The sequence below is a fragment of the Qipengyuania sp. ASV99 genome (assembly GCF_047872805.1).
Classification (GTDB): Bacteria; Pseudomonadota; Alphaproteobacteria; order Sphingomonadales; family Sphingomonadaceae; genus Erythrobacter.
In genome coordinates this window covers 143,544-167,947 of record NZ_JBLQUK010000004.1, presented here as the reverse complement: position 1 = coordinate 167,947, position 24,404 = coordinate 143,544, and the positions used below count along the sequence as shown (strand labels likewise).

At 61.9% G+C, this 24,404-nt stretch carries 23 protein-coding genes; 7 read left to right on the top strand and 16 right to left on the bottom strand.

Going from position 1 to position 24,404, the window contains the following annotated elements; all coding sequences use genetic code 11:
- Positions 1-43: 43 nt before the first annotated feature.
- The 6 genes from ACM64M_RS07345 to ACM64M_RS07320 all read right to left on the bottom strand — a co-directional run bounded on the left by ACM64M_RS07345 (position 44) and on the right by ACM64M_RS07320 (position 7,197).
- Entirely contained in the window at positions 44-853 is an 810-nt protein-coding gene (locus tag ACM64M_RS07345; protein ID WP_416228021.1) for a DUF4019 domain-containing protein, read from the bottom strand.
- Positions 853-4,350: a DNA polymerase III subunit alpha gene (dnaE, locus tag ACM64M_RS07340; protein WP_416228020.1), complete on the bottom strand. Its 3,498-nt coding sequence runs from the start codon at positions 4,348-4,350 to the stop codon at positions 853-855. Before dnaE ends, ACM64M_RS07345 begins: the two co-directional genes overlap by 1 nt.
- Positions 4,351-4,453: 103 nt before the next feature.
- On the bottom strand, positions 4,454-4,933 hold the full coding sequence (locus tag ACM64M_RS07335; protein ID WP_416228019.1) for a glutathione peroxidase: 480 nt from the start codon (positions 4,931-4,933) through the stop codon (positions 4,454-4,456).
- 17 nt (positions 4,934-4,950) lie between these two features.
- Positions 4,951-5,238 carry a hypothetical protein gene (locus ACM64M_RS07330; RefSeq protein ID WP_416228018.1) on the bottom strand — a complete coding sequence of 96 codons (288 nt, stop codon included), beginning with the start codon at positions 5,236-5,238 and terminating at the stop codon, positions 4,951-4,953.
- Between the two features lie 50 nt (positions 5,239-5,288).
- Positions 5,289-5,963, bottom strand: a complete 675-nt coding sequence (locus ACM64M_RS07325) for an ABC transporter ATP-binding protein (protein ID WP_416228017.1) — start codon at positions 5,961-5,963, stop codon at positions 5,289-5,291.
- A complete protein-coding gene (locus ACM64M_RS07320; RefSeq protein ID WP_416228064.1) occupies positions 5,956-7,197 on the bottom strand; it encodes a lipoprotein-releasing ABC transporter permease subunit in 1,242 nt (413 codons plus the stop codon). The genes ACM64M_RS07325 and ACM64M_RS07320 overlap by 8 nt, the downstream gene beginning before the upstream one ends.
- Positions 7,198-7,466: 269 nt before the next feature.
- Between ACM64M_RS07320 and purF the strand changes: the two genes are divergently transcribed.
- From purF to ACM64M_RS07305, 3 genes are all read left to right on the top strand, one after another.
- Positions 7,467-8,948 (top strand): amidophosphoribosyltransferase, encoded by a 1,482-nt coding sequence (gene purF / locus ACM64M_RS07315; protein ID WP_416228016.1) that lies wholly within the window; start codon positions 7,467-7,469, stop codon positions 8,946-8,948.
- Between the two features lie 3 nt (positions 8,949-8,951).
- Positions 8,952-9,665 carry an SDR family NAD(P)-dependent oxidoreductase gene (locus tag ACM64M_RS07310; RefSeq protein WP_416228015.1) on the top strand — a complete coding sequence of 238 codons (714 nt, stop codon included), beginning with the start codon at positions 8,952-8,954 and terminating at the stop codon, positions 9,663-9,665.
- Between the two features lie 163 nt (positions 9,666-9,828).
- Positions 9,829-10,173: a PilZ domain-containing protein gene (locus ACM64M_RS07305; RefSeq protein ID WP_416228014.1), complete on the top strand. Its 345-nt coding sequence runs from the start codon at positions 9,829-9,831 to the stop codon at positions 10,171-10,173.
- Positions 10,174-10,203: 30 nt separating this feature from the next.
- Here ACM64M_RS07305 and ACM64M_RS07300 read toward each other — a convergent pair whose 3' ends face one another.
- From ACM64M_RS07300 to ACM64M_RS07285, 4 genes are all read right to left on the bottom strand, one after another.
- Positions 10,204-11,403, bottom strand: coding sequence for a serine hydrolase domain-containing protein (locus tag ACM64M_RS07300; RefSeq protein WP_416228013.1), 1,200 nt, complete (start codon positions 11,401-11,403; stop codon positions 10,204-10,206).
- Between the two features lie 19 nt (positions 11,404-11,422).
- A complete protein-coding gene (locus tag ACM64M_RS07295) occupies positions 11,423-12,694 on the bottom strand; it encodes a class I SAM-dependent methyltransferase (protein WP_416228012.1) in 1,272 nt (423 codons plus the stop codon).
- Positions 12,695-12,764: 70 nt separating this feature from the next.
- Positions 12,765-14,159 carry a cryptochrome/photolyase family protein gene (locus tag ACM64M_RS07290; protein ID WP_416228011.1) on the bottom strand — a complete coding sequence of 465 codons (1,395 nt, stop codon included), beginning with the start codon at positions 14,157-14,159 and terminating at the stop codon, positions 12,765-12,767.
- Positions 14,160-14,174: 15 nt separating this feature from the next.
- On the bottom strand, positions 14,175-15,128 hold the full coding sequence (locus ACM64M_RS07285; protein ID WP_416228010.1) for a metal-dependent hydrolase: 954 nt from the start codon (positions 15,126-15,128) through the stop codon (positions 14,175-14,177).
- 100 nt (positions 15,129-15,228) lie between these two features.
- On the opposite strand from ACM64M_RS07285, the gene ACM64M_RS07280 reads away from it, so the two are divergent.
- The gene (locus ACM64M_RS07280; protein WP_416228009.1) at positions 15,229-16,179 is read left to right on the top strand and encodes an alpha/beta hydrolase; all 951 of its coding nucleotides are present in this window, start codon (positions 15,229-15,231) and stop codon (positions 16,177-16,179) included.
- On the top strand, positions 16,176-16,649 hold the full coding sequence (locus ACM64M_RS07275) for an RNA pyrophosphohydrolase (protein WP_416228008.1): 474 nt from the start codon (positions 16,176-16,178) through the stop codon (positions 16,647-16,649). Before ACM64M_RS07280 ends, ACM64M_RS07275 begins: the two co-directional genes overlap by 4 nt.
- On the opposite strand, the gene ACM64M_RS07270 is transcribed toward ACM64M_RS07275, so the two are convergent.
- From ACM64M_RS07270 to ACM64M_RS07245, 6 genes are all read right to left on the bottom strand, one after another.
- Positions 16,650-17,330 carry a glutathione S-transferase family protein gene (locus ACM64M_RS07270; RefSeq protein WP_416228007.1) on the bottom strand — a complete coding sequence of 227 codons (681 nt, stop codon included), beginning with the start codon at positions 17,328-17,330 and terminating at the stop codon, positions 16,650-16,652. It lies immediately after the preceding gene.
- Positions 17,331-17,343: 13 nt separating this feature from the next.
- On the bottom strand, positions 17,344-17,838 hold the full coding sequence (locus ACM64M_RS07265) for a tetratricopeptide repeat protein (RefSeq protein ID WP_416228006.1): 495 nt from the start codon (positions 17,836-17,838) through the stop codon (positions 17,344-17,346).
- Positions 17,839-17,897: 59 nt separating this feature from the next.
- Positions 17,898-19,079: an RsmB/NOP family class I SAM-dependent RNA methyltransferase gene (locus tag ACM64M_RS07260; protein WP_416228005.1), complete on the bottom strand. Its 1,182-nt coding sequence runs from the start codon at positions 19,077-19,079 to the stop codon at positions 17,898-17,900.
- 9 nt (positions 19,080-19,088) lie between these two features.
- A complete protein-coding gene (gene guaB / locus ACM64M_RS07255; RefSeq protein WP_416228004.1) occupies positions 19,089-20,543 on the bottom strand; it encodes an IMP dehydrogenase in 1,455 nt (484 codons plus the stop codon).
- Between the two features lie 96 nt (positions 20,544-20,639).
- Positions 20,640-22,157 (bottom strand): M20/M25/M40 family metallo-hydrolase, encoded by a 1,518-nt coding sequence (locus ACM64M_RS07250; protein WP_416228003.1) that lies wholly within the window; start codon positions 22,155-22,157, stop codon positions 20,640-20,642.
- Entirely contained in the window at positions 22,154-22,906 is a 753-nt protein-coding gene (locus tag ACM64M_RS07245; RefSeq protein ID WP_416228002.1) for a 3-hydroxybutyrate dehydrogenase, read from the bottom strand. Before ACM64M_RS07245 ends, ACM64M_RS07250 begins: the two co-directional genes overlap by 4 nt.
- A 139-nt stretch (positions 22,907-23,045) precedes the next feature.
- Here ACM64M_RS07245 and ACM64M_RS07240 point away from each other — a divergent pair, with 139 nt between their 5' ends.
- Positions 23,046-23,912 (top strand): neutral zinc metallopeptidase, encoded by an 867-nt coding sequence (locus tag ACM64M_RS07240; protein ID WP_416228001.1) that lies wholly within the window; start codon positions 23,046-23,048, stop codon positions 23,910-23,912.
- A gap of 58 nt (positions 23,913-23,970) precedes the next feature.
- Positions 23,971-24,387, top strand: coding sequence for a hypothetical protein (locus ACM64M_RS07235; protein ID WP_416228000.1), 417 nt, complete (start codon positions 23,971-23,973; stop codon positions 24,385-24,387).
- Positions 24,388-24,404: the final 17 nt, after the last annotated feature.

Sequence of the window (24,404 nt, the reverse complement as noted above, 5' to 3'; positions counted from 1 at the left end):
GAGCATGATGCTTCCGGCCCCTTTTTCGTGGCGATCCAATCGACTATTTGCTCACAAAATACCCCATAACGTCGAATGTCTTGCCGTTGCGGACCATGGTCAGAGTTTCGGTAACGATCCCGTCCCAGCCTTCGAATTTCGCCTGAAAGACGAGCACTTCATAGTCGCCTTCGGGTAGGCCGGGCAACGTAGAGACACGCTGGACCGTCGCGAGGCGGCGCTCTCCGACATCGCCAAGCGGTGCACGGGCAGTGGCAAGCGCGCCCGACCACTCGCGCTGTGTCGTCCGCGTCTGGAAAGCCTGCCCAGCCAGATCCCAGCTGCCCGCAACGTCTCCCGCGTCAATCGCTGAGAGGAAAGCCTCTGCAACCTCGACCGAAGGGGTATCCTCGGGTGTTGGGCGTTCAGCGGCTTCCGCAGATGAAGCGCGGTTCTGAGGCGATGGCACGGCTGTGCCGGCATCTCCACCAGAGGTTGAAACAACTGCGAGAACGGCGGCTGCGATAACAACAGACATGATCAACATTCCTCCTGCGAGCCATGTGAGCCGGATTGACCCTGCTCGCTTTGCTTGAGTGAGGATTGCGGTATCGGCGGCAGGCTCAGGGTTATCGATCCCCAAAGATGTGTGCACAGGAATTTGGGGTGTATCCTCCCCGGCGTCCCGCAAGATTCTTGCGGCCTCGCGGCTTGAGGCCACACCCATTTTGCGGCGCGCGTTGCGCAAGCGGTCGTTGATCGTGTGAACTGATATGCCAAGTGTGTTGGCGCTCGATTTGGCATCGTGCCCTTCGAGAAGCAGGCGCAGAGCCTCCTTCTCCTTGTCAGTCAGTTCCTCGACCGGCTCCGCCATCACGCCACCAGCCTAAGATTGGGTCGCCCGCGGCGCGGCTCCAGCATGACGTTCTCGATCCCCGGCACCCCAGCCAGCCGTTCGGCCAAATCGCCGTCGAGCCGGAAGCTGCTGCCCAGCCGCAGATGCGCGAATTCACCATCGCCCAGCACCAGCCGCACCACCGCTTCGCCCGGTGCGCCTTCTTCGGCGGTGAGTTCCAGTGTAAGTTCGGCCAGCGCGACCTGCGTCAATATGTCCGCGGTCAGGATCATCGGCACGCGCCCGCTGACCGAAGCAATCGGGCGGGCGCTGCGAATGGTCAGGCGCGGCGGTTCGCCCGGATTGGGCGAATCAAGCTCCACCCCCAAGAGCACACATTCGCCGCTCGCCGCCCATTCCTGAAACGATGCCACCAGCGATTCTTCAAAGCATGCCGCCGAAAACTGACCCGAACTGTCGGAAAATTCGGCGCGGATAAACTCGGCGCCGCGTTTGGTGCGGCCCTTGCTGACGCTTTCGACCATCGCGGCGATCACCGCATTGCCGCGCCCGCCCGGCGGCGCACCCGCCTCCATCAGGCTCTGGTAACTGCGCGCGCCCTGTGCCGAGGCAATCTCGCGGTACTGCTGGATCGGATGGGCGGAGAAATAAAAGCCGAAATTCTCGCGCTCTTTCCCCATTCGTTCGGTCCGCGACCAGGCCTGAGCGGGCTGCAGCCGCAATTCTTCCTGCGGCGCATGGTCCCCGCCAAACAGCGCCGCCTGCCCGCTTGACCGCTCCCGCATGGCTGCATCCGCCACCGCCAGCAACATTTCGGCATTGGCAAACAACACCGCGCGGTCCGGCTCAATCGCATCGAGCGCGCCCGCGCAGATCAATCCATCGAGCTGGCGGCGGTTCATCGAACCTTGCGGCAACCGTTCAAAAAAATCTTTGAGGCTTTCGAAAGGACCGTTTGCCTCGCGCTCGGCGACGATGGCCTCCATCGCCTTTTCCCCGACATTGCGGATGCCCGCCAGCGCATAGCGGACCCCGTAACCGTGATCGGTTTGCTCCACGGTAAAGCGCGCATGGCTGGCGTTGATGTCGGGCGGCAAAACCTCCACCCCGCCGCCGGGATAGCGCCGCGCATCATCGACAAAGATGCTGAGCTTTTCCGATTGGTGCAGGTCGAAACACATCGACGCGGCGTAGAATTCCTCCGGGTAATGCGCTTTCAGCCAGCCGGTTTGATACGCGAGCAAGGCATAGGCGGCGGCGTGCGATTTGTTGAAACCGTATCCAGCGAATTTGTCGATCAAATCGAACAATTCGCCCGCCTGCTTCGGGTCAATATCCGACACTCGCTTACAGCCGTCGATGAACCGGCTGCGCTGCTGATCCATTTCGGCCTGGTTCTTTTTACCCATCGCGCGGCGCAGCAGATCGGCATCGCCCAGCGAATAGCCGGCAAGGATCTGCGCGGCCTGCATCACCTGTTCCTGATAGACGAAAATGCCGTAGGTTTCTGCGAGGATGCCTTCGAGTTTGGGGTGCGGATATTCGATTGGCGCCTCGCCCGCCTTGCGCCTGCCGAACAGCGGGATATTGTCCATCGGGCCGGGGCGGTACAGTGAAACCAGCGCGATAATATCGCCAAAATTGCTCGGCTTGACCGCTTTCAGTGTGCGCCGCATCCCTTCGGATTCGAGCTGGAACACACCCACCGTGTTACCGGCCTGCATCAAATCATAGACCGCCCGATCATCCAGAGGCAAATCGCCAAGGTCGATCTCGATCCCGCGCAGATGCAACAGGTCGGTCGCCTTGCGCAGCACCGAAAGCGTTTTCAGCCCGAGGAAATCGAATTTGACCAGCCCGCTCGATTCGACATGTTTCATATCGAATTGCGTGACCGGCATGTCCGAACGCGGATCGCGGTAAAGCGGCACCAATTGCGCCAGCGGGCGGTCGCCAATCACCACCCCGGCGGCGTGGGTGGAGGAATTGCGCGGCAGCCCTTCAAGCTGCATGGCGAGGTCGACCAGCCGCTTCACCTCATTGTCATTGGTGTATTCGCGGCGGAAATCGGCTGCACCGTTGAGCGCGCGTTTGAGGTCCCACGGTTCGGTCGGGTGGTTGGGCACCATCTTGCACAAGCGGTCGACCTGACCATAGCTCATCTGCAGGATGCGCCCACAATCGCGCAGCACCGCGCGGGCTTTCAATTTGCCGAAAGTGATGATCTGCGCGACGTGATCGGCGCCGTATTTGCGCTGAACATAGCGGATCACCTCGCCCCGCCGCGTTTCGCAGAAATCGATATCGAAATCAGGCATCGACACGCGCTCGGGATTGAGGAACCGTTCAAACAGCAGCCCCAGCCGGATCGGATCGAGATCGGTAATGGTCAGCGCCCAGGCCACCACCGAACCCGCGCCCGACCCGCGCCCCGGACCCACCGGGATGCCCTGATCCTTGGCCCATTTGATGAAATCGGCAACGATCAGGAAATAGCCGGGAAAACCCATGCCTGCGATCACATCAATTTCAAATTCGAGCCGGTCGAAATAAACCTTGCGCGCTTCCTCGGTGAGATCGGGATAGGACGCCAGCCGCGCCTCCAGCCCGCGCCGCGAATCCTCCGCCAGCATCCGCGCCTCGCCTGCAACATCACCGGCAAGGCTGGGCAGGATCGGCTTGCGATAGGGCGGTGCAAAGGCGCAGCGGCGCGCAATCGTCAGCGTGTTGGCGGTCGCTTCGGGAAGGTCGGCGAACAGATCGTCCATCATCCGCGCCGATTTGACGAAACCTTGGGCGTTGGAACGCGGGCGGTCGTCATTCTCGATATAGGTCGAATGGGCAATGCACAGCATCGCGTCATGCGCCTTGTGCATATGCGGTTCGGCAAAATTGGCAGGGTTGGTCGCGGCGAGCGGCAGATCGCGGGCAAAGGCCATGTCGATCAGCGCATCCTCTGCGCGGGCGCAGGTGTCATCGCCGTGGCGCGCCAGCTCAATATAGAGCCGCCCTGGAAACAGCGCCTCCAGCCGGTCGGCCAGCGCCGCCGCCGCCGGGGCCTGCCCTTCGGCCAGCAAGCGGGTGAGCGCGCCCTCTCCCGCTCCGGTCAGCGCAATCAGCCCATCGGTGTGCCCGTCCAGCGCATCGAGCGGAACATGCGGTTCCAATTCGAGCGGGCGTTCAAGATGCGCCTTTGAGACGAGATGGCACAAATTGTCATAGCCCGTCTCATCCTGCGCAAACAGCGGCAGGTAATCGACCTGTGTGCCTTCGGAGCCTCCGTCCGATTTTTCGCGCGCAACACCCAGCAAAGTGCCGATGATCGGCTGAATGCCTTCTTCCATACACGCGCCCGCGAACATAACCGCGCCGTACAATCCATTGCGGTCGCAGATGGCAATCGCGGGAAAACCGCGTTCCTTGGCCAGCTTGGCGATCTTCTTGGGATCAATCGCCCCTTCGAGCATTGAATAGGACGACAGCACGCGCAGGGGGACAAAGGGTTCGAATGGCATAGGCGGCACTATGCGAAGTCGGATCGGATTCGCCAAGGGAAGCGGTCAGCTTTTCCCTTGTCGCGTCATTGCGGGCTTAGCGAAGCAAAGGCAAAAGGTCAGATCAGAGCAGCTTTTCGATGTCTTTGGCGATGCTCGCGGGCGTGTCTTGCGGGCCGTAGCGTTTCACCACATTGCCGTCGCGGTCCACCAGAAACTTGGTGAAATTCCATTTGATCGAGGTCGATCCCATCAACCCCTTTTTCTCCGATTTCATCCAGTCATACAGCGGTGAGGCATCGGGGCCGTTGACGTCGATTTTTTTCATCAGCGGAAAGGTGACGCCGAAATTGACCTTGCAAAACTCAGCGATCTCATCGGCATTGCCCGGTTCCTGCGCGCCAAACTGGTTGCAGGGAAAGCCGAGCACTTCGAAATCGCGGTCCTTGAATTGCTGATACAGCGCCTCCAGCCCATCATATTGCGGAGTGAAGCCGCATTTGCTGGCGGTGTTGACGATCAGCAGGACCTTGCCCTGTTTGGTCGCCATATCGAGCGTCTCGCCGCGATTGGTGGTGACGGTGAAATCGGCAATGGTGGTCATAAGGGTTCCCCGTTGATTTAGCTGGCGTCACCAGACGGAAAATCATCCCGCGATGCAAGCTCTATAGCTTGTTGCGCCGAATATTCCCGATCGCCTGCCTTTTTGATCAAATATCCTGACCGCTGCTCTGCGGGAAGGCTGGCAAGGTGCCGAATCATTTCTGCAAAAGTGCCGCGCCGCAGCGCCTTGGCACCGTCAAGCACGCCGCCGCTGTCGTTTTTGGGATGAATTGCCGCCCGGTCCTGCCATGCATGTTTGCCGCTCGGAACCGGAGTGCCTTCAAATGTGCTGGGATGGTCGTCCATCGGTCTCTCCTTTTTAACTGCAACGTTTGAAAAGAAGCCTGGGTCCGATTTTATTCAAGCACGCCCTCATGCAACCTGACCACCCGGTCCATCCGCGCGGCGAGCCTTTCGTTATGGGTGGCGACAAGCGCGGCACTGCCCTCGCCCCGCACAAGCTCAAGGAACTGCCCCAGCACCGTGTCGGCCGTGGCCTCATCAAGGTTGCCGGTGGGTTCATCGGCCAGCACCAGCGTCGGCCGGTTGGCGAGCGCGCGCGCCACAGCGACGCGTTGTTGCTCGCCGCCCGATAGCTGGCTGGGTCGGTGGGTCAGCCGGTGGCCAAGGCCGAGGCTCGCCAGCAGGCTTTCGGCGCGGGTCTGGGCAATCGCCTGATCCGTGCCTGCGACCATTTGCGGCATCACAACGTTTTCGGTCGCGTTGAAATCGGGCAGCAAATGGTGGAATTGATAGACAAACCCCAGATGTTCGCGGCGGATACGGGTGCGCTGATCAGAGGCGAGCTTTTCCGCCGCTTCTCCGGCGATGGCGATTGATCCTTCAAACCCGCCTTCGAGCAGGCCCACGGCCTGTAGCATGGTCGATTTGCCCGAACCCGAAGGCCCCAGCAGCGCGACAATCTCGCCCGGCATAATGTCGAGATTGACCCCGCGCAGCACGTCGATGCGTTGACCGCCCTGTTCAAAACTGCGTTTCAGATCGCGCAAGGATACAATGGGATCATTCATAACGCAGCACCTGCACCGGATCGGTGTTCGACGCCTTCATCGCCGGGTAGAGCGTCGCCAGAAAACTTAAGCTGATCCCCAGCAATGTGATCCCGGCAATTTCCCACGGATCGACCCGCACCGGCAGGCTGGTGAGAAACCGCACCTGCGGATCCCATATCTGCACTCCGGTGACAAACGCCACGCCTTCGACAATCGGATTGCGGAAATACAGCAGCACAAATCCCAGGATCAGCCCGCTGATCGTGCCCAGCGCGCCGATGGTGGTCCCGGTGGTCACAAAAATCTTGAGCAGACTGCGCCTTGTCGCACCCATCGTGCGCATGATGGCAATGTCGCGGGTCTTGGCGCGGACCAGCATCACCAGGCTCGACAGAATGTTAAACGACGCCACCAAAACCATGAAAGACAGCACAAAGAACATCGCCACCCTCTCAACCTCCAAGGCTTCGAACAGGGTCGAATTGATCGTTTTCCAATCGGCGATGACCGCCCGCCCGGTCAGCGATTGCTCAACCGAACCCAGGATTCCGCCGACATTGTCCGGATCATCGACCGTAACCTCGATCAGTCCGATCTTGTCGCCCAGCAACAGCAAGGTCTGCGCGTCGGACATCGGCATGATGACGAAAGTCTCGTCGAAATCATACAGCCCGATCTCGAAGATCGCGCCGACTTCATAACCCACTTGCCGAATCGAAGTGCCAAACGGCGTGGTGCGGCCCTGCGGATTGATGATGGTGATCGTATCCCCGACCCGAACGCCCATATTCGCCGCCAGCCGCGATCCAATCGCCACCCTGCCCGCGTCGGGTTGCAAGCTGGCGATGTCACCCATCAACACCTTGTCACCCAGATCGGCAATGTCCTCGGCAGTGTTGCCGCGCACGAAGATCGCATTGGCGCGGCCATTGAAACTGGCGAGCAAGGGCTGCTCGATCAGCGGTGAGGCATTGGTCACCCCTTTGGTTTCGCGGACCTGCTGCAGAACGCTTTCCCAATTGTCGAGTTCGCCGCCGTAAGCCTGAATGATCGCATGGCCGTTCAGCCCGGAGAATTTCTCAAGCATTTCCGAACGGAACCCGCCCATGACGCTCATCACCAGCACCAGCATGGCGACCGACAGCATCACCACGCCGACAGAAATGCTGGCGACCAGCGCGATAAACGCCTCGCCCTTGCCCGGCCACAAATACCGTTTGGCGATCATTCGTTCGAAAGGAGTTAGCATGATTGCCCGGCTGGTTGGCGAAGGAAAGCTGAACCGGCGCTGTAAGGCGGTGGTCGCCGCTGCACAATGGACAAGCATAAGCGCGCTGTGCGTAAGGCACCCCGGAATACTCCCGGTGTAAGATCGGTGTCATGAAAAAGCCGGGGGTCGGCGGGCGATCTTCGCTTGTAATTGATCCGTAACATCGCCATTGAGCGCCCCACGGCCCGGGGTAGAGCAGCGGACACTTACTCACGATGGCACAGACCGACATTCGATCTATTGCTGACAATATGACCCATCCTTTCATGGATGCAGACGGCGACAAGCTGCGTGAAGAATGCGGCGTGTTCGGCGCGATCAATGCAGAGAAAGCCTCTGCTGCGACCGCGCTGGGCCTGCACGCCTTGCAACACCGCGGACAGGAAGCGGCGGGCATCACCAGTTTCGATGGCCACGATTTCATCTCGCGCCGCGGGCTTGGCCATGTTGCGGAAAACTTCTCTTCACCCGAAGCGATCGCCGAACTTCCCGGCACGATGGCGGCGGGCCATGTGCGTTATTCCACCACCGGCGGCGCGGGCCTGCGCAATGTTCAGCCGCTCTATGCCGAATTGGCGAGCGGCGGGTTTGCGATTGCGCATAATGGCAATATTTCCAACGCCCAGTCGCTGCGCAAGGATCTGGTCGGCAAGGGTTCGATCTTTCAATCGACCTCCGACACCGAAGTCATCATCCATCTGGTGGCCACTTCGCGTTATCCCACCGTGGCCGACCGGCTGATCGATGCGCTGCGCTTTGTCGAAGGGGCCTATGCCCTGATCGTGATGACGCCGACCGGGATGATCGCCTGCCGCGATCCGCTGGGGATTCGCCCGCTGGTGATGGGGCGAATGGGCGACGCGGTGCTGTTCGCCAGCGAAAGCGTTGCGTTTGATGTCGTCGGCGCGGAATTGATCCGCGAGGTGGAACCGGGCGAGATTATCTTCGTCGATTTCGCGGGGGAGATCAAAAGTCTGCATCCGTTTGGCAGTCGCCCTGCGCGCCCGTGCATTTTCGAACATGTCTATTTCAGCCGTCCCGACAGCACCTTTGCCGGGCACAGCGTTTACGAAGCGCGCAAGGCCATCGGCAAGGAACTGGCCATCGAATCGCCCTGCGATGTCGATCTGGTCGTGCCCGTTCCCGACAGCGGGGTGCCCGCCGCCATCGGTTTTGCGCAGCAATCGGGCCTCCCGTTCGAGCTGGGAATTATCCGTTCGCATTATGTCGGGCGCACTTTTATCCAGCCATCCGACAGCGCTCGCAACGCCGGGGTCAAACGCAAACACAACGCCAATCGCGCGCTTGTGGCGGGCAAGCGGATCGTGCTGATCGACGATTCGATTGTGCGCGGCACCACCAGCCTGAAAATCGTCGAAATGATGCGCGAAGCCGGAGCGAGCGAAGTGCATTTCCGCGTCGCCAGCCCGCCGACGGCGAATTCGTGCTTTTACGGGGTCGACACGCCCGAACGTTCGAAACTGCTCGCCGCGCGCATGGAACTGGACGCGATGCGCGAATTCATCAAGGCCGACAGCCTCGCCTTTGTCTCGATCGACGGCCTCTACCGCGCGGTTGGGGCAAAGGGGCGCAACAACGCCTGTCCGCAATTTTGCGACGCCTGTTTTACCGGCGATTATCCGACCTCGCTGACCGATCTGGCGCAGACCGAGCGTAAGTCGGACGAATTGCCCTTTGCCGACCGTTCCCCCACCGATTCCAGAGCTGCCTGACCTATGACCGAAACCAAACCGCTTGCAGGACGCACCGCTCTCGTGACCGGCGCGAGCCGGGGGATCGGCGCAGCGACCGCACTGGCGCTGGCCGAGGCGGGCGCGCATGTCATTCTGGTGGCGCGCAAGGTAAAGTCGCTCGAAGAGGTTGAGGATCGTATCCACGCCATCGGCGGATCATCGACCATTGCACCGGTTGATCTGACCGAACAGGACGCGGTTGCGCGCCTGGCTGCGGCGATTGCGGGACGCTGGGATACGCTGGATATTCTTGTTGTTTCAGCGGCCTATTTGCCGGAACTCACACCGCTTTCGCAGATAGATCCGAAACAGTTTCATCAGGCGATCATGACCAATGTGGTGGCAACGCAGGCCTTGCTGGCGGCGTTCGATCCGCTGCTGCGCCGCGCAGAGGCCGGACGGATTATTGGGTTGACCAGCAGCGTCGGCGCGGCTCCGCGCCCGTTCTGGGGCGCCTATGGATCGACCAAGGCGGCGTTTGAAAACCTGCTCGAAACCTACGGCGCTGAGGTTGAGAAATTGAGCCCGCTGCGGGTCGCCATCATCGACCCCGGCGCAACCCGCACCGCAATGCGTGCCCGCGCCTATCCCGGCGAGAATCCCGAAAGCGTGAAACCGCCCGAATCCGTCGCGGAGCGGATCATCGCACTGCTCGCGGAAGATTTCTCCACTGGTCACCGCGAAAGGGTGGATTGACCGGAGCATTTCGAAAGCGATCCGGGCTACTTACGCGCTTGTTAACCTTTTCCTGCAATCAACGGTAAAGCCAATGTGGTGGATGGAAGGCGTCCCGATTCCATGGCTCCCATCCCATGGCTGACACGACTATCGCCGTCTGACAGGAGAAGGTTGCAAGGCAATGCCGACCGAAACAGACCGTTACAAACTCGCAGCACAGGAAGATCGCTGCTCACCGCGCACGCGGCTGACCATCCCTGCAACCTTGCGGGCGTCGGGTGGCCGCGCGTTTCAGAGCGTGGTTCACGACCTTTCGATCTCGGGATTCTCCGCCGCCTCGATCAATCGCATGCACGATGGCCAGCTGTGCTGGTTGACCCTGCCCGGCCTCGAATCGCTCCAGGCTCAGGTCATCTGGTGGGACAATTGCATCGTCGGCTGCGCGTTTGAAGAATTGCTGAGCCCGATCGTGCACGACAATATCCTGCAACGCTACAGCAACACCGGCGTCTATCGCCCGATGTGATCTGGGCATTGGCGCGTTTGCCGCCTGCCGCTAATCAATCGCCGCAATCTTCGCCGCTACGCCCTGCCAGATGGCGCGGTTTTCGCCGCTGGTGGCGGTCGGCCAATTGCTGACCACGGTCAGCACCAGTTCCTCCGATGGCACGATGGTGATCGACTGACCGAAAATCCCCTGCGCGCCGAATGCGCCGGGATAGGTCCACCACTGATAGCCATAGCCAAAGCCTGAAGTGCCGAAATCCACCAGCGAATCGCCCGCTTCGGCGAACCAGCCTTCGGGCACAGTGTCGCCGCCGCCTTCGAGCGCGAACAATCCCATCCGCGTATAATCGCCCAGCGTCAGCGACAGGCAGCAACCGCCGATATTGCCGCCGCGCGGATCAACCATCCAGAACAGCCCGCCTGCAAACCCGGCAGGCTCAACGATATTTTCCTGAGCATATTCGGCCAGCGGCAGCCCCACCGCATTTTCGACCACCAGACCGATCAGATTGGTTTCCCCGGTCTTGTATACCCATTTGGTCCCCGGCTCGGCCTCACGCTCCAACTCGCGCATCTGGGCGACGATGGCATCGGGGCCGTATTCGACGACAAAACGGTTCATCTGCGCCACGTCGCTGCCGGGATCGGTGTAATCCTCATCCCAAGCGACGCCGCTGGTCATGGTGGCGATCTGGCGGACGCTCACCCCGTCATAGGCCGACCCGGCGAGGCCCGGCACATATTGGGTCACCGGATCATCAAGGCTGGCGATAAACCCGTCTTTCACCGCCGCGCCAAGCAGGGTCGAGGTGAAGCTTTTGGCGACCGAGAAACTGGTCCAGCGCTGATCGGCGGTAAGGCCCAGCGCGTAATCCTCAAACCGGACGGTCCCGCCCTTGTGAACCATCACCCCGGCAGCGCCGGTTTGCGCCATCGCCTGACGGATTTCCTGCGCGAGCGGCGCGGGCAGCGGTTCACCTTCTACCAAAGCGCGCGGGGTGCTGGCGGCGGGCACTTCATGCCCGGCAAACCAGCTTTCCATGTCGCGGAACCGGGCGGAGCGCTGCTCATCGTTCCAGAACAACACCTGCAATTCGGATGGATCGCGCTGCGGCGGCTGGACCATCTCCACTGCGGCGAGCGGCGCAGACGGCTGTTCCAGTCCGGCAGCGCTGCCATAGCTGCATGCGCTCAGCACCAGTGCCCCCGGCAGAGCCAATCCCATCAACGCCTGCGTGGTAAATTTCATCGCCGCACCCTCTCTTTTCTCATTGCTTGATCAGCGTAACCTGATGCACGTCGATATTGCCAGCGCGAAATCCGCCTTCGCAATAGGTAAGGTAGAACCGCCACAGCCGCACAAAGCGGTCATCAAAGCCCGCAGGCAGCCGCCCCTCTGCCACCGCGCGGTCAAACCGCCGGTGCCAGATTGCCAGCGTTTCGGCATAATCGCGCCCGAAATCGCTCTGGTCCTGCCACTTCAGCCCGCGTTCCTCTGCCAGAGCGCGAAATTCGGATGTCTTGATCAACAGCCCGCCGGGAAAGACATAGGCCTGAATGAAATCGACCGTCGCGGCGTAGGTTTCGAATATGTCTTCCGCCATGGAGATATACTGGATCGCCGCGCGCCCGCCGGGTTTCAGACCCCGCGCAATGGCGTCCATGAACGCGCCCCAATATTCGCGGCCCAACGCCTCAGCCATTTCAGCGCTGACGATGGCATCATAAGTGCCGGTGACATCGCGGTAATCGAGGCAGCGATAGTCGATTTCCGGTGAGGTATGCGCCCGCGCCCATGCCAATTGTTCATCCGAGAGGCTGATCGCAGTGACCCGTGCGCCTTCGCCTGCGAGATATTCGGCCAGCGAGCCCCAGCCGCAGCCGATTTCAAGCACGCTCTCCGGCGCTCCTAGCCGCTTGGTCAGAGCTTCAAGCTTGCGCTGCTGCGCTGCCTCCAACCCGTCACCGGGTCCGGCTTCGGACAGGCCAATCGCGCTCGAATAGGTCATGCTGTCATCCAGCCATGCGGCGTAGAAATCATTGCCTAGATCGTAATGCGCCGAGATATTGCGCAGCGCCCCGCTCTTGTCGTTGCGGTTCAGCCGGTGGGCCATCCGCGCCGCCCATTTGAACGGGCCGGAACTGCGCGCCGTGTCCCCCAAAGTGCGAACATTGGCGGAAAACAGCGCGAACAACACGGCGTGGTCATCGGCCTCCCACTCACCCGCTTCGTAGGCCTGGAACCAGCCAATCGCGCCGCCGGTCGCCAGCCGTAGCAGCGCGCGCCAGTCTTTGAGCTGCACCACCACGTCGAACCCTGGCGCTCGCCCGCCCAGCAACCGTGTGGTCCCGTCGGGCAGATGCGCAAACAGCGATCCGGTTTCGAGCCCCGCATCGACCCGGTCCAAGACCTTGCGAAATCCCGGCGCAATCAGCCGCGCGATCAGCCCCGGCCTTGCGGCAAACCTTTTGCCCGAACTGAGCAAACGCTCTCCGCGTGGCTCAGGCCCCATCTGCTGCTTGATCCCCTGCGCGGTCATGCCGGTCTCATAGTCGCGGCGATTGTCTGGCCGCAAGGGACATGCGCGCGGCGCGGCACGCTTTTCCCGCCTATTGCGCCTTTATCGCCTTGTAAGCCGCCAGCGCCCGTTCGCGCGCCTGTTTGTGGCCGATGATCTTGGCCGGGTAAGCCTTGGGCAAGCGGCCAAATTCTTCGGGATCGTGGATGTAGGGTTCATCCAGATGCGCCAATTCTGGCACATAGGTGCGGATGTATCGGGCGGCGTCGAACTTCTCCGATTGCGACAGCGGGGCCATGATCCGGACGAACATGTTGCTGTCCACCCCCGTCCCGGCGGTCCATTGCCAGTTGGTCGCATTGCTGGCGTAATCGGCATCGACCAGCGTATCCCAGAACCATTGTTCGCCCACGCGCCAATCGATCAGCAGATGTTTGATCAGAAAGCTCGCGGTGATCATCCGAACGCGGTTATGCATCCACCCGGTCTGCCACAATTGCCGCATCCCGGCATCGACGATCGGGTATCCGGTGCGCCCCTGCTGCCACGCCTTCAGATCGCGCGCGGCCTTTGCATCGGTGTTGGGATCGCGCCATTCGATCTGGTCGAAATCCTCGCGGTAATTGTTGCGCGCATAGAGCGGGAACTGGGCGATGGTGTTCTGCGCATAGTCGCGCCAGATAAGCTCGCTTTCAAAGGTTCGCCAACCATCCGAGCGTTTGTGTTTGAAGCGGTGCCAGATCTGCACAGGTGAAATCTCGCCAAAATGCAGATGCGGCGAAATCTGCGATGTCTTGTCCACGCTGGGCAGATTCCGCTTGTCGTCATACTCATCGACATGATCGCCCCACCAATCGAGCCGATCCTGCGCGGCGGCCTCTCCCACCTGCCAGAATTCCCGCATCCCCCCTGCCCAATCGGGCCTCGTCGGGAGCAGGTTCCAATCCTCCAGATCGTCACTGGCGGGGAAGCTATCGGGCGATGAAAGCGTCTCGGGCTCGGGCAATTCATCGCGCGGCGGGAATTGCGCGCGCACGGCGCGGCTGAAGGGGGTGTAGATTTTGTACTGCCCGCCCGTCCCCGTCTGGATCGAACCCATCACGGTGAGGAAATTGGCATCTTCATAGCGTTTGAGCTCGATCTTCTCGCCCAGCGCCTTTTCGGCATTGCGCCACCATGGTTCGTAATGGCGATTGGCGTGGATCGTCTGCGCCCCGGTTTCCTGCGCGATCTTGAGCAATTCCTCCACCGCATCGCCCCGGCGCAGCACGATTGTCGCGTGTCGTTTTGCAAAACTCGCCTGCAGGCTCTCAAGCGAGTGATGCAGCCACCAGCGTGACGCGCCGCCATAGGCATGGGTGCTGGCGCGATCATCATCCAGCACATAGACCGCAATCACCGGGCCAGCCTTGGCCGCGTGATAGAGCGCGGGATTGTCCGCCATGCGCAGATCGCGCCGCAGCCAGACGATTTGAATGTCACTCATGTGGGCCAAAGCGCGTCAGTCGCTGTCAAGTTCCTCACATTTCACATCCGGCAGCGCGACCGAGAACCGCCCCCGCGCACGCGGATCGTAGAAGCGCGCGTCGTAGAGGATTACCGAGCCATCATCAGCCCGCACAGCAAAGGGCGCGCGCGACCAGAACAGGAAGGCTTCGAGTTGGGAATTGGTGCGGCGTGCCTCAGTGAGGTCAGGCATTGCGCAACGCAGCTTCGGATCGATGAGCGGACGGCCTTCGCTCTGCAAATAAGGAATTTGCGCGGCTTCCGATGCCATGTCCGGCCAATTCCGGCCAACTCGCACCACCTCCCGTTCCCAGAATAGTAACGGGACCGGCATTGAAATCCGCATTGCACCAGGCCCGTCCCACAATTCCAAACGGCCATGCGTGATCGCCCCATTCACCCCGATATAGGCCAGCATTACCACAATCCCCAACCGCGCGGGCCGCATCCACTCCCCGCCGCGCTTCTCCCGCCGCCGCGACCACCACAGGCTGACGATCAGTAGCGCCCACAGCCACACGTCGATGATGAACAGCGTGTCGCCATAGAACCATTGCGAGGAGAACGGCTCCAGCAGGCGGATGCCGTAGACATTGAGCCAGTCGAGCGCCGGGTGGCTCAGGCAGCCGATAAAGCTGAGGGCATAAAGCCACCCAAAATGCACCGGAAGCCGCCCTTCAGGCAGCTTGCCGCGCTTCGTCTGCCACCGGTCAAACGCCCACAGCAGCCCCGCCAGTATCAGCGGCAACAGCACCATCGCGGGCGGACCGTGGGTGATCCCGCGCCGGAAGCCCAGATGCTCGGTCCCCTCGAGCCAGAAAAAGCACGCTGCATCGACATCGGGCAGGTTCGCACCGATGATCAGCGCAGGCATGGCGAGCCCGGTCTTCTTCTTCAGCCCCGCCTGCCCCAGCACCGCGCCGACGAGGCTATGTGTCAGATTGTCCATGGCTTTGCTGCCTATCCCCGCGCCTGTTTCAATGCGAGTGGAAAACTTGTGCGCATCGCTCTATCGCAGCCGCAGAACACTGTGTGTGGAGAGAGACAGCATGACCCGCCCAACCCCATTCATCCGCCCCGACATGAAGGCCTTTCTCGATGCGCTCGCCGCCATCGGCGGGCCGAAAGTGGCAGAAATGACGCTGGAGGATGCGCGCGCGTCCTATATCGCGCTGCACGGCATGGCGGATCGTCCGGCGCGCGATCTGGCGGTGGTGCGTGACCTTTCCTGCCCCGGTCCCGCCGGAGATATTCCTTTGCGCCTGTATGACGCGCGCGAAAGCCGCGAGGCGGGCCCGGTCTTCACTTTCTATCACGGCGGAGGGTTCGTGATCGGGGACCTCGACACGCATCACAATCTCTGCACCGAATTGGCCGCGCTGATGGACCTGCCGGTGGTCGCGGTCGATTATCGGCGCGCGCCCGAACATCCTTTTCCCGCGGCGATTGACGATTGCGATGCGGCGACACGCTGGATCGCGTCTTCGCCTGAGGCTTTGGGGCGCGAGGCAACCGGCATCATCACCATCGGCGACAGCGCCGGGGGCACCGCAACGCTCGCGGTCGGGCAATTGCTGGCCGTCAGCCCCGCGCATGTGCCGGTGGTGCTGCAAGTCCCGCTGTTCCCGCTGGCGAGCGATGCGGCAGGTTCCGCCAGCCTTGAAGAATTTGCCGAAGGGTTCGTGCTGACCAAACCGGCGGTCGAATTCTTCGATCAAGCATTTGCCGCGCCGCGCGATGATCACCGCGGCTTCCCGATACTGGGCGATCACAGCACGGCTCCGCCCACGGTGCTCATCACCGCCAGCCTTGATCCAATCCGCGATTCGGGGCGCGATTATGCCAAGGCGCTGGTGGATGCAGGGCGCCCATTCGTGTTCCTGGAAATGGAGGGCCTCACCCATTCCTTCACCAATCTGCGCGGCGCGGTGCCAAGCGCGCAGCGCGATCTGGAGCGCATTGTCGCAGCAATGAAGTTCATACTCGGAGTCGCTCAATGAGCGGGCTACCCTATCGTTCCTGCGCCGGTTTCATGCTAGTAAACTCAGCAGGCAAGGTGTTCGTGGGTGAGCGAATTGAGAAACGCGCGCTCGGCACGTGGCAGATGCCTCAAGGCGGGATTGATCGCGGCGAAGACCCGCAAACGGCGGCGTTGCGAGAATTGCAGGAGGAGACCGGGATCGGCCCCCATCTGGTTGAGGTGATCGCGCCCGCTTCGCAGCCGATGCGTTACGACCTGCCGCCCGAATTGCTGGGCAAGGTGTGGAAGGGCAAATATCGCGGGCAGGAACAGCAATGGTTCCTCGGGCGGTTTCTGGGCAGCGACGATGATGTCGATCTGAACGCGCATGAACCGGCGGAGTTTCAACAGTTTCGCTGGGTCGATCCGGCCGAATTGCCGGACCTGATCGTGCCGTTCAAACGCGATGTTTACGCCGCACTGGTGGCAGAATTTGCTCCGCTGATCTGATCAATCCTTGAACCGGAATGCGATCCGATCACGGTTGTCCTTGGCCCGCGCGGCGATGAACGACGGCAGCGCTTCGATCCGGTCAAACCACGCCAGAATGTTGGGATAGCCCGCGTCAAACGCACCTTTGTCGCGCGCGGCATACATCGGATAGACCAAGGTGATGTCCGCGCCGGTCAGATTGTCACCGCCAAAATAGGGCTGCTTGCCCAGGTCCGCTTCCATCAAAGCGAACAGCGCGCCGAGCCGGGGGTTGACGAAAATCTTGCGCACCTGCCCAAACACCGCCTTTAACAGCGCGCTGATCGGCCAGGGCGAGCGTGTTTCCAGCAAGGTCAGCACCATCGCAATACCCTGCATCGACATCAACGATCCCTGCGCGGCGTGGAACCAGAACAGGTGCCGCGCGCGGTCAGGATGGCCCGCAAGGGGGCGCAGGTCGCTGCCAGGATGCGCATCGAGCACATAGTCGATGATCGCGTTGCTTTCCGCCAGCACCAGATCGCCGTCGGTGATGACCGGCGCAGTGCCGAGCGGCGACAGCGCCTTGTAATCATCGGGCGCAAGGTTGCTTTCGGGATCGCGGTTGTAGAGCTTGAGATCGTAGGGCGCGCCCAGCGCCTCAAGCAGCCACAGGATGCGAAAACTCTGCGAATATTCAAGATGGTGCAGCGTCAGCATTGATGTGTTCCGTTCAATTGCTGGCGGTGCCGTCGCCTGCCGCTTCCACCGCCAGCCGCGCAGGCGGTCCGGCGGCTATGGTTGCTTGCAGCGCGACGGTTTCGGGGCAGTTTTCCCCGCACAGGCTTTGCAGCCGGGCCAGATTGCGCTGCGCCTTTTCCAAGGCGCCCTTTTCCACCAGGGCCGCGCCTTCGCCCGAAATTGCGGCGAAATTGCCAGGGTCACGCGCCAGTGTTTCGCGGTAGTAACGGATCGCTTTGCCTTGCAGGCCTTCGCGGCGCGCGGCCTCTGCGAGATGCAGAAAGATCGGCGTGTAACCCGGATCAACCACCAAAGCGGCCTCAAACGCATCAATTGCAGCCTGCGTTTCACCCGCTTCGAGCGAGGCCTGACCCTGCGCGATCAGCATCGCCGCGCGCGGCGCTGGTGCTTGTTCACCCGCGCTTGTTACGCTCGCAGTGGTGGCGAGAAACAGCGACAAAGCAGCAGCAACGGGCGCGAAACGCATGAAAAGCTCCTTGAAATCAGCAAGCCGGGAAGATGGAGGCTCCGCCATAGTGTTTCAGGCTAACACGGAGAATTGAGGATGGCGACAAAAAACCCGTCTGTCCCGTCGTGATGCGGGGTCAACCTTGTGCCGCCGCCGCGCTCTGTGCCCACCGAGATCACGGTGGGAGTGGTCTGCCAACCCGGATGCCGTTCGAGAAATGCGGCGATCCGCTCTGGCCCTTCGGCGTCGAACACCGAACAGGTGACAAACACCAGCGTGCCGCCCGGACGCACCAGCTGCGCGCCTATATCGAGCACGTGGTCCTGCAACTGGCTAAGCCGGTCGAGCTCTGCCCGGTCCAGCCGCCAGCGGCTTTCGGGATTGCGCCGCCAGGTTCCGCTGCCCGAACACGGCGCATCGACCAGCACCCGGTCCGCCGCGCCCAGCCACGGGGCCAGCGCCTCCAGCTCGCGTCCCGGATCAAGCAACACCGTGCGCTCGATCTGCGCCCCTGCGCGTTCAGCACGCGGCGCGAGATTGCCCAGCCGCCGCTTGTCCGTATCCGCCGCGATCAGGGTCGCCGCATTGCCCAGCCGCGCGGCGAGCGCCAGCGTCTTGCCCCCCGCCCCTGCGCACAGGTCGATGATCGTTTCGCCCGGCTGCGCGCCGACCGCTTCGCACACCCACTGGCTGCCATGATCCTGAATTTCGATGAGCCCGTCGCGGTATGCATCCCATTGATCGACCGGGGTGCCAGCGGGAAAGCGGAGGCCGGATGGCGCGGAAAGCGGCTCGCCCGGCTCGGGCAAGGCGATGGTGCTGCGCTCGGCCTTGAGCGCGTTGACGCGAATGTCGAGCGGGGCACGGTCGAGCAAGGCCCGCGCGGCCTGTTTCTCAATCCCCGATGCCGCCAGCCTGCCCACGATCCAGCTGACCGCGACGCCGGTCTTGGCGGGCTTCTCGCTGTCACCGATGGTCGGCGGGCCGTGCGGCGATCCATCGAACAGCGGCGCAATCTGCGCGTCTTGCCGGGCCAGCGCGAGCATCGCTGCCCGCCCGCTGGCCGGACGAGGTCCGCACAGCCGGATCGCAGCATAGACCATTTCGCGCACCGCGCGCCGGTCCTTTGACCCGGCATAGCGGCGGGCACGGAAATATTCCGAGATCAGCCGGTCCGCCGGCGCAGCCTTTGCCGCCGCGGCCTCGATAATCTGGTCGAGCAGTTCGATGGCGGCCTGAACCCGCGCGGCGGGCGTCATTGCTGGTCCCTAGCGCGTCGGATAATTGGGTGCCTCTCGGGTGATGGCGACATCGTGCACATGGCTTTCGGAAAGGCCCGCATTGGTGATCCGCACAAATTGCGCGCGTTTCTGCAAATCGGGGATAGTGGCAGAGCCGGTGTAACCCATCGCGGCCTTGATCCCGCCGACAAGTTGATGGATCACGTCGGCCGCCGGGCCCTTGAACGGCACCTGACCCTCGATCCCTTCGGGCACGAGTTTCATGGCAGATACGTCTTGCTGAAAATATCGGTCGGCGCTGCCGCGCGCCATCGCGCCGACGCTGCCCATGCCGCGATAGCTTTTGTAGCTGCGTCCCTGATACAGGAACACTTCGCCGGGGCTTTCGGCGGTCCCGGCCAGCATCGAACCGACCATCACCGACGAAGCGCCTGCCGCCAATGCCTTGGCCGCATCGCCGCTGGTGCGCAGTCCGCCATCGGCGATCACCGGGACGCCCGATTTGGCCGCTTCGGCGGCGCTTTCCATGACTGCGGTCAATTGCGGCACGCCCACGCCTGCGACGACGCGGGTGGTGCAGATTGATCCCGGACCAATGCCCACTTTCACCGCATCCGCGCCCGCATCGATCAGAGCGCGGGTCGCCTCGGGCGTGGCGACATTGCCCGCGACGATCTGCACCGAATTGGAGAGCTTCTTGGCCCGCTCAACTGCGCGCGCGACTTCAAGATTGTGGCCGTGTGCGGTGTCGATGATAATCACGTCGACCTCGGCATCGATCAAGGCCTCGGTCCGGGCAAAGCCCGCATCCCCAACCGTGGTCGCCGCCGCAACGCGCAGCCGCCCGGAAACATCCTTGGTCGCGCTGGGATAATTGACCGCTTTTTCGATATCCTTGACCGTGATCAGACCGATGCAGCGAAAATCATCATCCACCACCAGCAATTTTTCGATCCGGCGTTGATGCAGCAATCGCCGCGCCTCTTCCTGACCAGTGCCCAGCGGCACGGTGGCCAGATTTTCGGTAGTCATCAACTCGCGCACCGGCTGAGCCGGGTTCTCGGCAAAGCGCACGTCGCGGTTGGTGAGTATGCCGAGCAGTTTGCCGTCCCTATCGGTGACGGGAATCCCGCTGATCCGGTGTTGCTGCATCAAGGCCTGCGCATCGCCCAGCACCGCATCCGGGCTGATCGTGATCGGATTGACCACCATGCCGCTTTCAAACCGCTTGACCGCGCGCGCCGCTGCGCATTGCTGCGCAATGTCGAGATTGCGGTGGAGCACACCAATTCCGCCCAGCTGCGCCATAACGATGGCCATGTCGGCTTCGGTCACAGTGTCCATGGCAGACGAAACGACCGGAATGTTGAGCGCAATATCGCGGGTCAGATAAGTCTGGGTGTTCGCCATGCTGGGCAGCACATTGCTTTCTGCCGGGCGGAGCAGAACGTCGTCAAATGTCAGGCCGAGGGGGATGTCCATGTGCACGCAGCTTTCGTCTGGGTTGCCGCCGCCGGGGCAGCGCGAATCGTGCAGGTCCCTGTAGGGCGGGTTTTGCGCTAAAGCTAGGGCAGGAACCTATTTGTCGCCCAGCGGATAGGCGGCGGTGCTGGCAAAGCGCCGCACCAATGCCTCATGCAGCAAGAGATCGTCGATTGCCCCGCCCAGCTCGATCCGCCCGTCTTCATCCGAAGGGCGGTGATAATCGCGCGCCAGATAGGGGCCGAGCACGATTTCGGAGCCAAAGGCGGTGGACAGAAACACCGTCGGCACGCCTTTTTCAAGCAACGCCCAGCCGTCCTGCCTGCGCACGAAACTCTCGGCAAATTGCTTGTCGCCAAGTTCGCGTCCGGCCTGCGCCAGCATTTCCAGGATCACGGGATCAAGCGGCGTGCGCCCTTCGCCGACAAAGCCGACCGGCGACCCGGCGGGTGCAATCGCGGAAGTATCGAAATTGAACGCCGCGACAATCGTATCGAGCGGAACCGGAGGGGCCTCGGCAAAGGCTTTCGCCCCGAGCAGCCCCGATTCCTCGGCGGTGGTGGCCAGCACATAGATGTCGCGGTCATGCGGACCGGAAGCTGCCAGCCGCCGTGTCAATTCGAGCATGACGGCAATCCCGCTGGCATTGTCGACCGCGCCGTTGCAAATCAGGTCGCGCGGTTGATCTGCGGAATTTTCGGTGCCTTCGTCATCGCCAGCATCGCTGTTTCCGCACTCGCCCAGATGGTCCCAATGCGCCAGCAACAACACCGCTCCCGATCCCGGAACCGCGCCAGGCAACAGCCCCAAAACATTGGAGCTGGCAAATTCGCGCCGGTTCGACATTGCGCTGATCGAAACCGCCGGTTGCAGCGGACCGGGCGAAAAATTGTCTTTGGCGGCTTCCTCGACCAAAGCATCCCAATGATCCGCGCCATTGGCGAGGCGCATGGCGGAATGCGTGACAAAGGCGGTCAGGCGCTTTTCATCTTCGCTTTGAAGGATCAGCCGCTCTCGCCCAAAGGCGCGGTTCACTCCTTCGATGGCCGCTTCGTCTTCGACCACGGTGATGATGGCGGCGGGATCGGCGTTGAACAATTCAGCGCGGCGCTGCGGGCTCTGGCCAGGCTCACCCAGCATCACGACGACTTTGCCCGCGATGGATTCGGGGTCAACTTCGCTGGAATCGAACCCGACGAAAATCATCGGGCTGCTTTCAACCAGCAACCGCCGCGCAGTGGTAAAGGCAGCCGCCATGCCGGGTTCAATTCGCTGCCGTGCATCGCCATCGACAAACACGATTTCGCCCGCAATCGGCGCGCTGCTGACGAGTTCCACCGGCGCGCGCCACGCGCTGCCCGGATCGTTGGTGCCCGACACCAGACCGGCGGATTGCATGTGATTGATAAGAAAGGCGACCGTCCGCTCCTCTCCCGCAGTTCCGGGCATCCTGCCGCCAAATTCGTCGCTGGATAGCACCGCAATATCGCGCATCAGGCTGGCCGCAATCGCTGTCCGTTCGGGTGCAGGAGCAACCGCCAGCGGCGCCTTGGCGCAGGCCGATAGCGCGGCGCAGGCGGCGGCCAGGCAGACGATGCGGCCCAATGCGTTCATTCTGCGGTCCAGCCCCCGTCGATGCTCCAGTTCGCACCGGTGACATTGCCCGCTTCCTCGCGGCACAGGAACACCGCCAGCGCGCCCACCTCTTCGGGCTGGACGAATTTCTTGGTCGGCTGTTTGGCGAGCAACACGTCATTGATGACCTGTTCGCGGGTGAGCCCGCGCGCCGCCATTGTGTCGGGGATCTGCCCCTCGATCAGCGGGGTCCAGACATAGCCGGGGCTGATGCAGTTCGCCGTGACCCCGGTCTGCGCCAGTTCGAGCGCGATGGTCTTGGTAAAGCCAGCGATCCCGTGCTTGCTGGCGTTATAGGCGCTTTTGAACGGCGATGCGGTGAGCGAATGGGCCGACGCAGTGTTGATGATCCTTCCCCATCCTTTTTGCTTCATCGCGGGCACCGCCAGCCGAGTCGTGTGAAACGGTGCGGTCAGATTGAGCGCAATGATCGCGTCCCACTTTGCCGTGGGGAAATCCTCTACCGGCGACACGAACTGCATCCCGGCGTTGTTCACAAGGATATCGATTGGCCCAATTTCCTCCATCATCGCAGCAATCGCCGAAGGGTCGAGCAAGTTTGCACCGTTGAAGGTGGCGTTCATTTCGTTGGTCAGCGCAGCAATCTCATCGGGATCGCCAAGCCCATTGAGGACAATTTCAGCCCCTTCGGCATGCAGCGCGCGGGCAATGGCCAAGCCGATGCCCGAGGTCGACCCCGTCACCAGAGCGCGCTTTTTCTTGAGCATTGGGTTCACCTCTTGCAATGAAACGTCTATCCGAAACTGTGTCGCAGCTTTTGCCGCGCATAAATCCTGTGTCCAGCGAATAGCGCGGTTTGGCGCAGACGGCGGGCATCCTATGGCAGCGATTTAGGGGAATATTCGCATGCGGCTCAATCCGTTTGATACGTCAAAGATCAAGGTTCGTTCAAGTGGCGGCGGCGGGATGCGCCGGGCGGGCGGCGTGGGCTGCGGCACGCTGATCATTGCGCTGATCGGGGCGGTTGCGTTCGGCATTGACCCGGCGCAGACGGTCGCGGTGCTGGGCGGAATCCAGCAACAGCAAAGCGCGCCGGACGCAGGAACGGGCGATCTGACCGAACAACAAGTCTGCAATATGGGGCCCTATTCCGCAGAGGCCTGCGCGGCGCTTACCAGCCTCAATGAAACATGGTCGCCCGAGTTCGCCCGCGCCGGGGTTGCGTTTGAAGAACCGTTTCTTGACCTTTACCGCGATGGCCGCGTCGCCACGCAAGGCTGCGGCAGCGCCACTTCGGCGGCGGGCCCGTTTTACTGCCCAGCGGATCTGGGAATCTATATCGACACCGGATTTTACGATCAGCTCGCTCAGATGAGCGGCACCGGCGGCGATTTTGCGCGGCTGTATGTGATCGCGCATGAATATGGCCACCATATCCAGAACATGACCGGATTGGCCAATCAGGTGCGCAGCCTGCAACAACAAAACCCGCGTCAGGGCAATGCCTTGCAGGTGCGGATGGAATTGCAGGCGGATTGTTACGCCGGGGTGTGGGCGGGCAAGAACCGCAACCTGATCGAAGCCGGCGACATGGAAGAAGGTCTGCGCGCCGCCAGCGCAATCGGCGATGACACTTTGATGAGCCGTTCGGGGCAACGCATCAACCCGGAAAATTTCACCCACGGAACCAGCCAGCAACGCATGGACGCGCTGCGGCGCGGATTGGAGAGCGCAGATGACACAGTATGCGATAGCTATTTCAACCCCGGTTAGGTCCATCCTGGCCTGCACGGCCGCCGCCCTTTGCCTTGCCGCGCCGCTTCAGGCGCAAGTGATCAAGGACGACCCCGACGCGATGGATGTTGCGCGCACCCCGCTCGAAGACTTCAACATCGACAGCGACGATCTGCCCGAGGTGCTGGTGCTCGCGGCACAGGACCCCTATGCCGACAACGGACTGGACGATTGCAACGCCATTGTCGCGCAGATTGCCTTGCTCGACAGCGCGCTGGGCGCGGATTTCGACATTGCCGGAGACACAGAACGCGGCATCAGCGAGGGGCGCATCGCGCAAAGCGTGGTCGGCTCATTCATCCCGTTTCGCGGCATCGTGCGTGAGGTGACGGGTGCGAATGACCGCCGCCGCCAATTCAACTTGGCGGTCACAGCGGGCATGGTGCGGCGCGGATTTCTGAAAGGGATGGGAAAGCAGCGCGGCTGCGAATACCCGGCCCGCCCCAGAAACTGACGCGCGCGGACTTGGAT

Excerpts from the sequence above, each read along its gene's own strand:
- ACM64M_RS07345 (WP_416228021.1), bottom strand. The coding sequence starts at position 853 with ATGGCGGAGCCGGTCGAGGAACTGACTGACAAGGAGAAGGAGGCTCTG.
- dnaE (WP_416228020.1), bottom strand. The coding sequence starts at position 4,350 with ATGCCATTCGAACCCTTTGTCCCCCTGCGCGTGCTGTCGTCCTATTCA.
- ACM64M_RS07335 (WP_416228019.1), bottom strand. The coding sequence starts at position 4,933 with ATGACCACCATTGCCGATTTCACCGTCACCACCAATCGCGGCGAGACG.
- ACM64M_RS07330 (WP_416228018.1), bottom strand. The coding sequence starts at position 5,238 with ATGGACGACCATCCCAGCACATTTGAAGGCACTCCGGTTCCGAGCGGC.
- ACM64M_RS07325 (WP_416228017.1), bottom strand. The coding sequence starts at position 5,963 with ATGAATGATCCCATTGTATCCTTGCGCGATCTGAAACGCAGTTTTGAA.
- purF (WP_416228016.1), top strand. The coding sequence starts at position 7,467 with ATGACCCATCCTTTCATGGATGCAGACGGCGACAAGCTGCGTGAAGAA.
- ACM64M_RS07310 (WP_416228015.1), top strand. The coding sequence starts at position 8,952 with ATGACCGAAACCAAACCGCTTGCAGGACGCACCGCTCTCGTGACCGGC.
- ACM64M_RS07305 (WP_416228014.1), top strand. The coding sequence starts at position 9,829 with ATGCCGACCGAAACAGACCGTTACAAACTCGCAGCACAGGAAGATCGC.
- ACM64M_RS07300 (WP_416228013.1), bottom strand. The coding sequence starts at position 11,403 with ATGAAATTTACCACGCAGGCGTTGATGGGATTGGCTCTGCCGGGGGCA.
- ACM64M_RS07295 (WP_416228012.1), bottom strand. The coding sequence starts at position 12,694 with ATGACCGCGCAGGGGATCAAGCAGCAGATGGGGCCTGAGCCACGCGGA.
- ACM64M_RS07290 (WP_416228011.1), bottom strand. The coding sequence starts at position 14,159 with ATGAGTGACATTCAAATCGTCTGGCTGCGGCGCGATCTGCGCATGGCG.
- ACM64M_RS07285 (WP_416228010.1), bottom strand. The coding sequence starts at position 15,128 with ATGGACAATCTGACACATAGCCTCGTCGGCGCGGTGCTGGGGCAGGCG.
- ACM64M_RS07280 (WP_416228009.1), top strand. The coding sequence starts at position 15,229 with ATGACCCGCCCAACCCCATTCATCCGCCCCGACATGAAGGCCTTTCTC.
- ACM64M_RS07275 (WP_416228008.1), top strand. The coding sequence starts at position 16,176 with ATGAGCGGGCTACCCTATCGTTCCTGCGCCGGTTTCATGCTAGTAAAC.
- ACM64M_RS07270 (WP_416228007.1), bottom strand. The coding sequence starts at position 17,330 with ATGCTGACGCTGCACCATCTTGAATATTCGCAGAGTTTTCGCATCCTG.
- ACM64M_RS07265 (WP_416228006.1), bottom strand. The coding sequence starts at position 17,838 with ATGCGTTTCGCGCCCGTTGCTGCTGCTTTGTCGCTGTTTCTCGCCACC.
- ACM64M_RS07260 (WP_416228005.1), bottom strand. The coding sequence starts at position 19,079 with ATGACGCCCGCCGCGCGGGTTCAGGCCGCCATCGAACTGCTCGACCAG.
- guaB (WP_416228004.1), bottom strand. The coding sequence starts at position 20,543 with ATGGACATCCCCCTCGGCCTGACATTTGACGACGTTCTGCTCCGCCCG.
- ACM64M_RS07250 (WP_416228003.1), bottom strand. The coding sequence starts at position 22,157 with ATGAACGCATTGGGCCGCATCGTCTGCCTGGCCGCCGCCTGCGCCGCG.
- ACM64M_RS07245 (WP_416228002.1), bottom strand. The coding sequence starts at position 22,906 with ATGCTCAAGAAAAAGCGCGCTCTGGTGACGGGGTCGACCTCGGGCATC.
- ACM64M_RS07240 (WP_416228001.1), top strand. The coding sequence starts at position 23,046 with ATGCGGCTCAATCCGTTTGATACGTCAAAGATCAAGGTTCGTTCAAGT.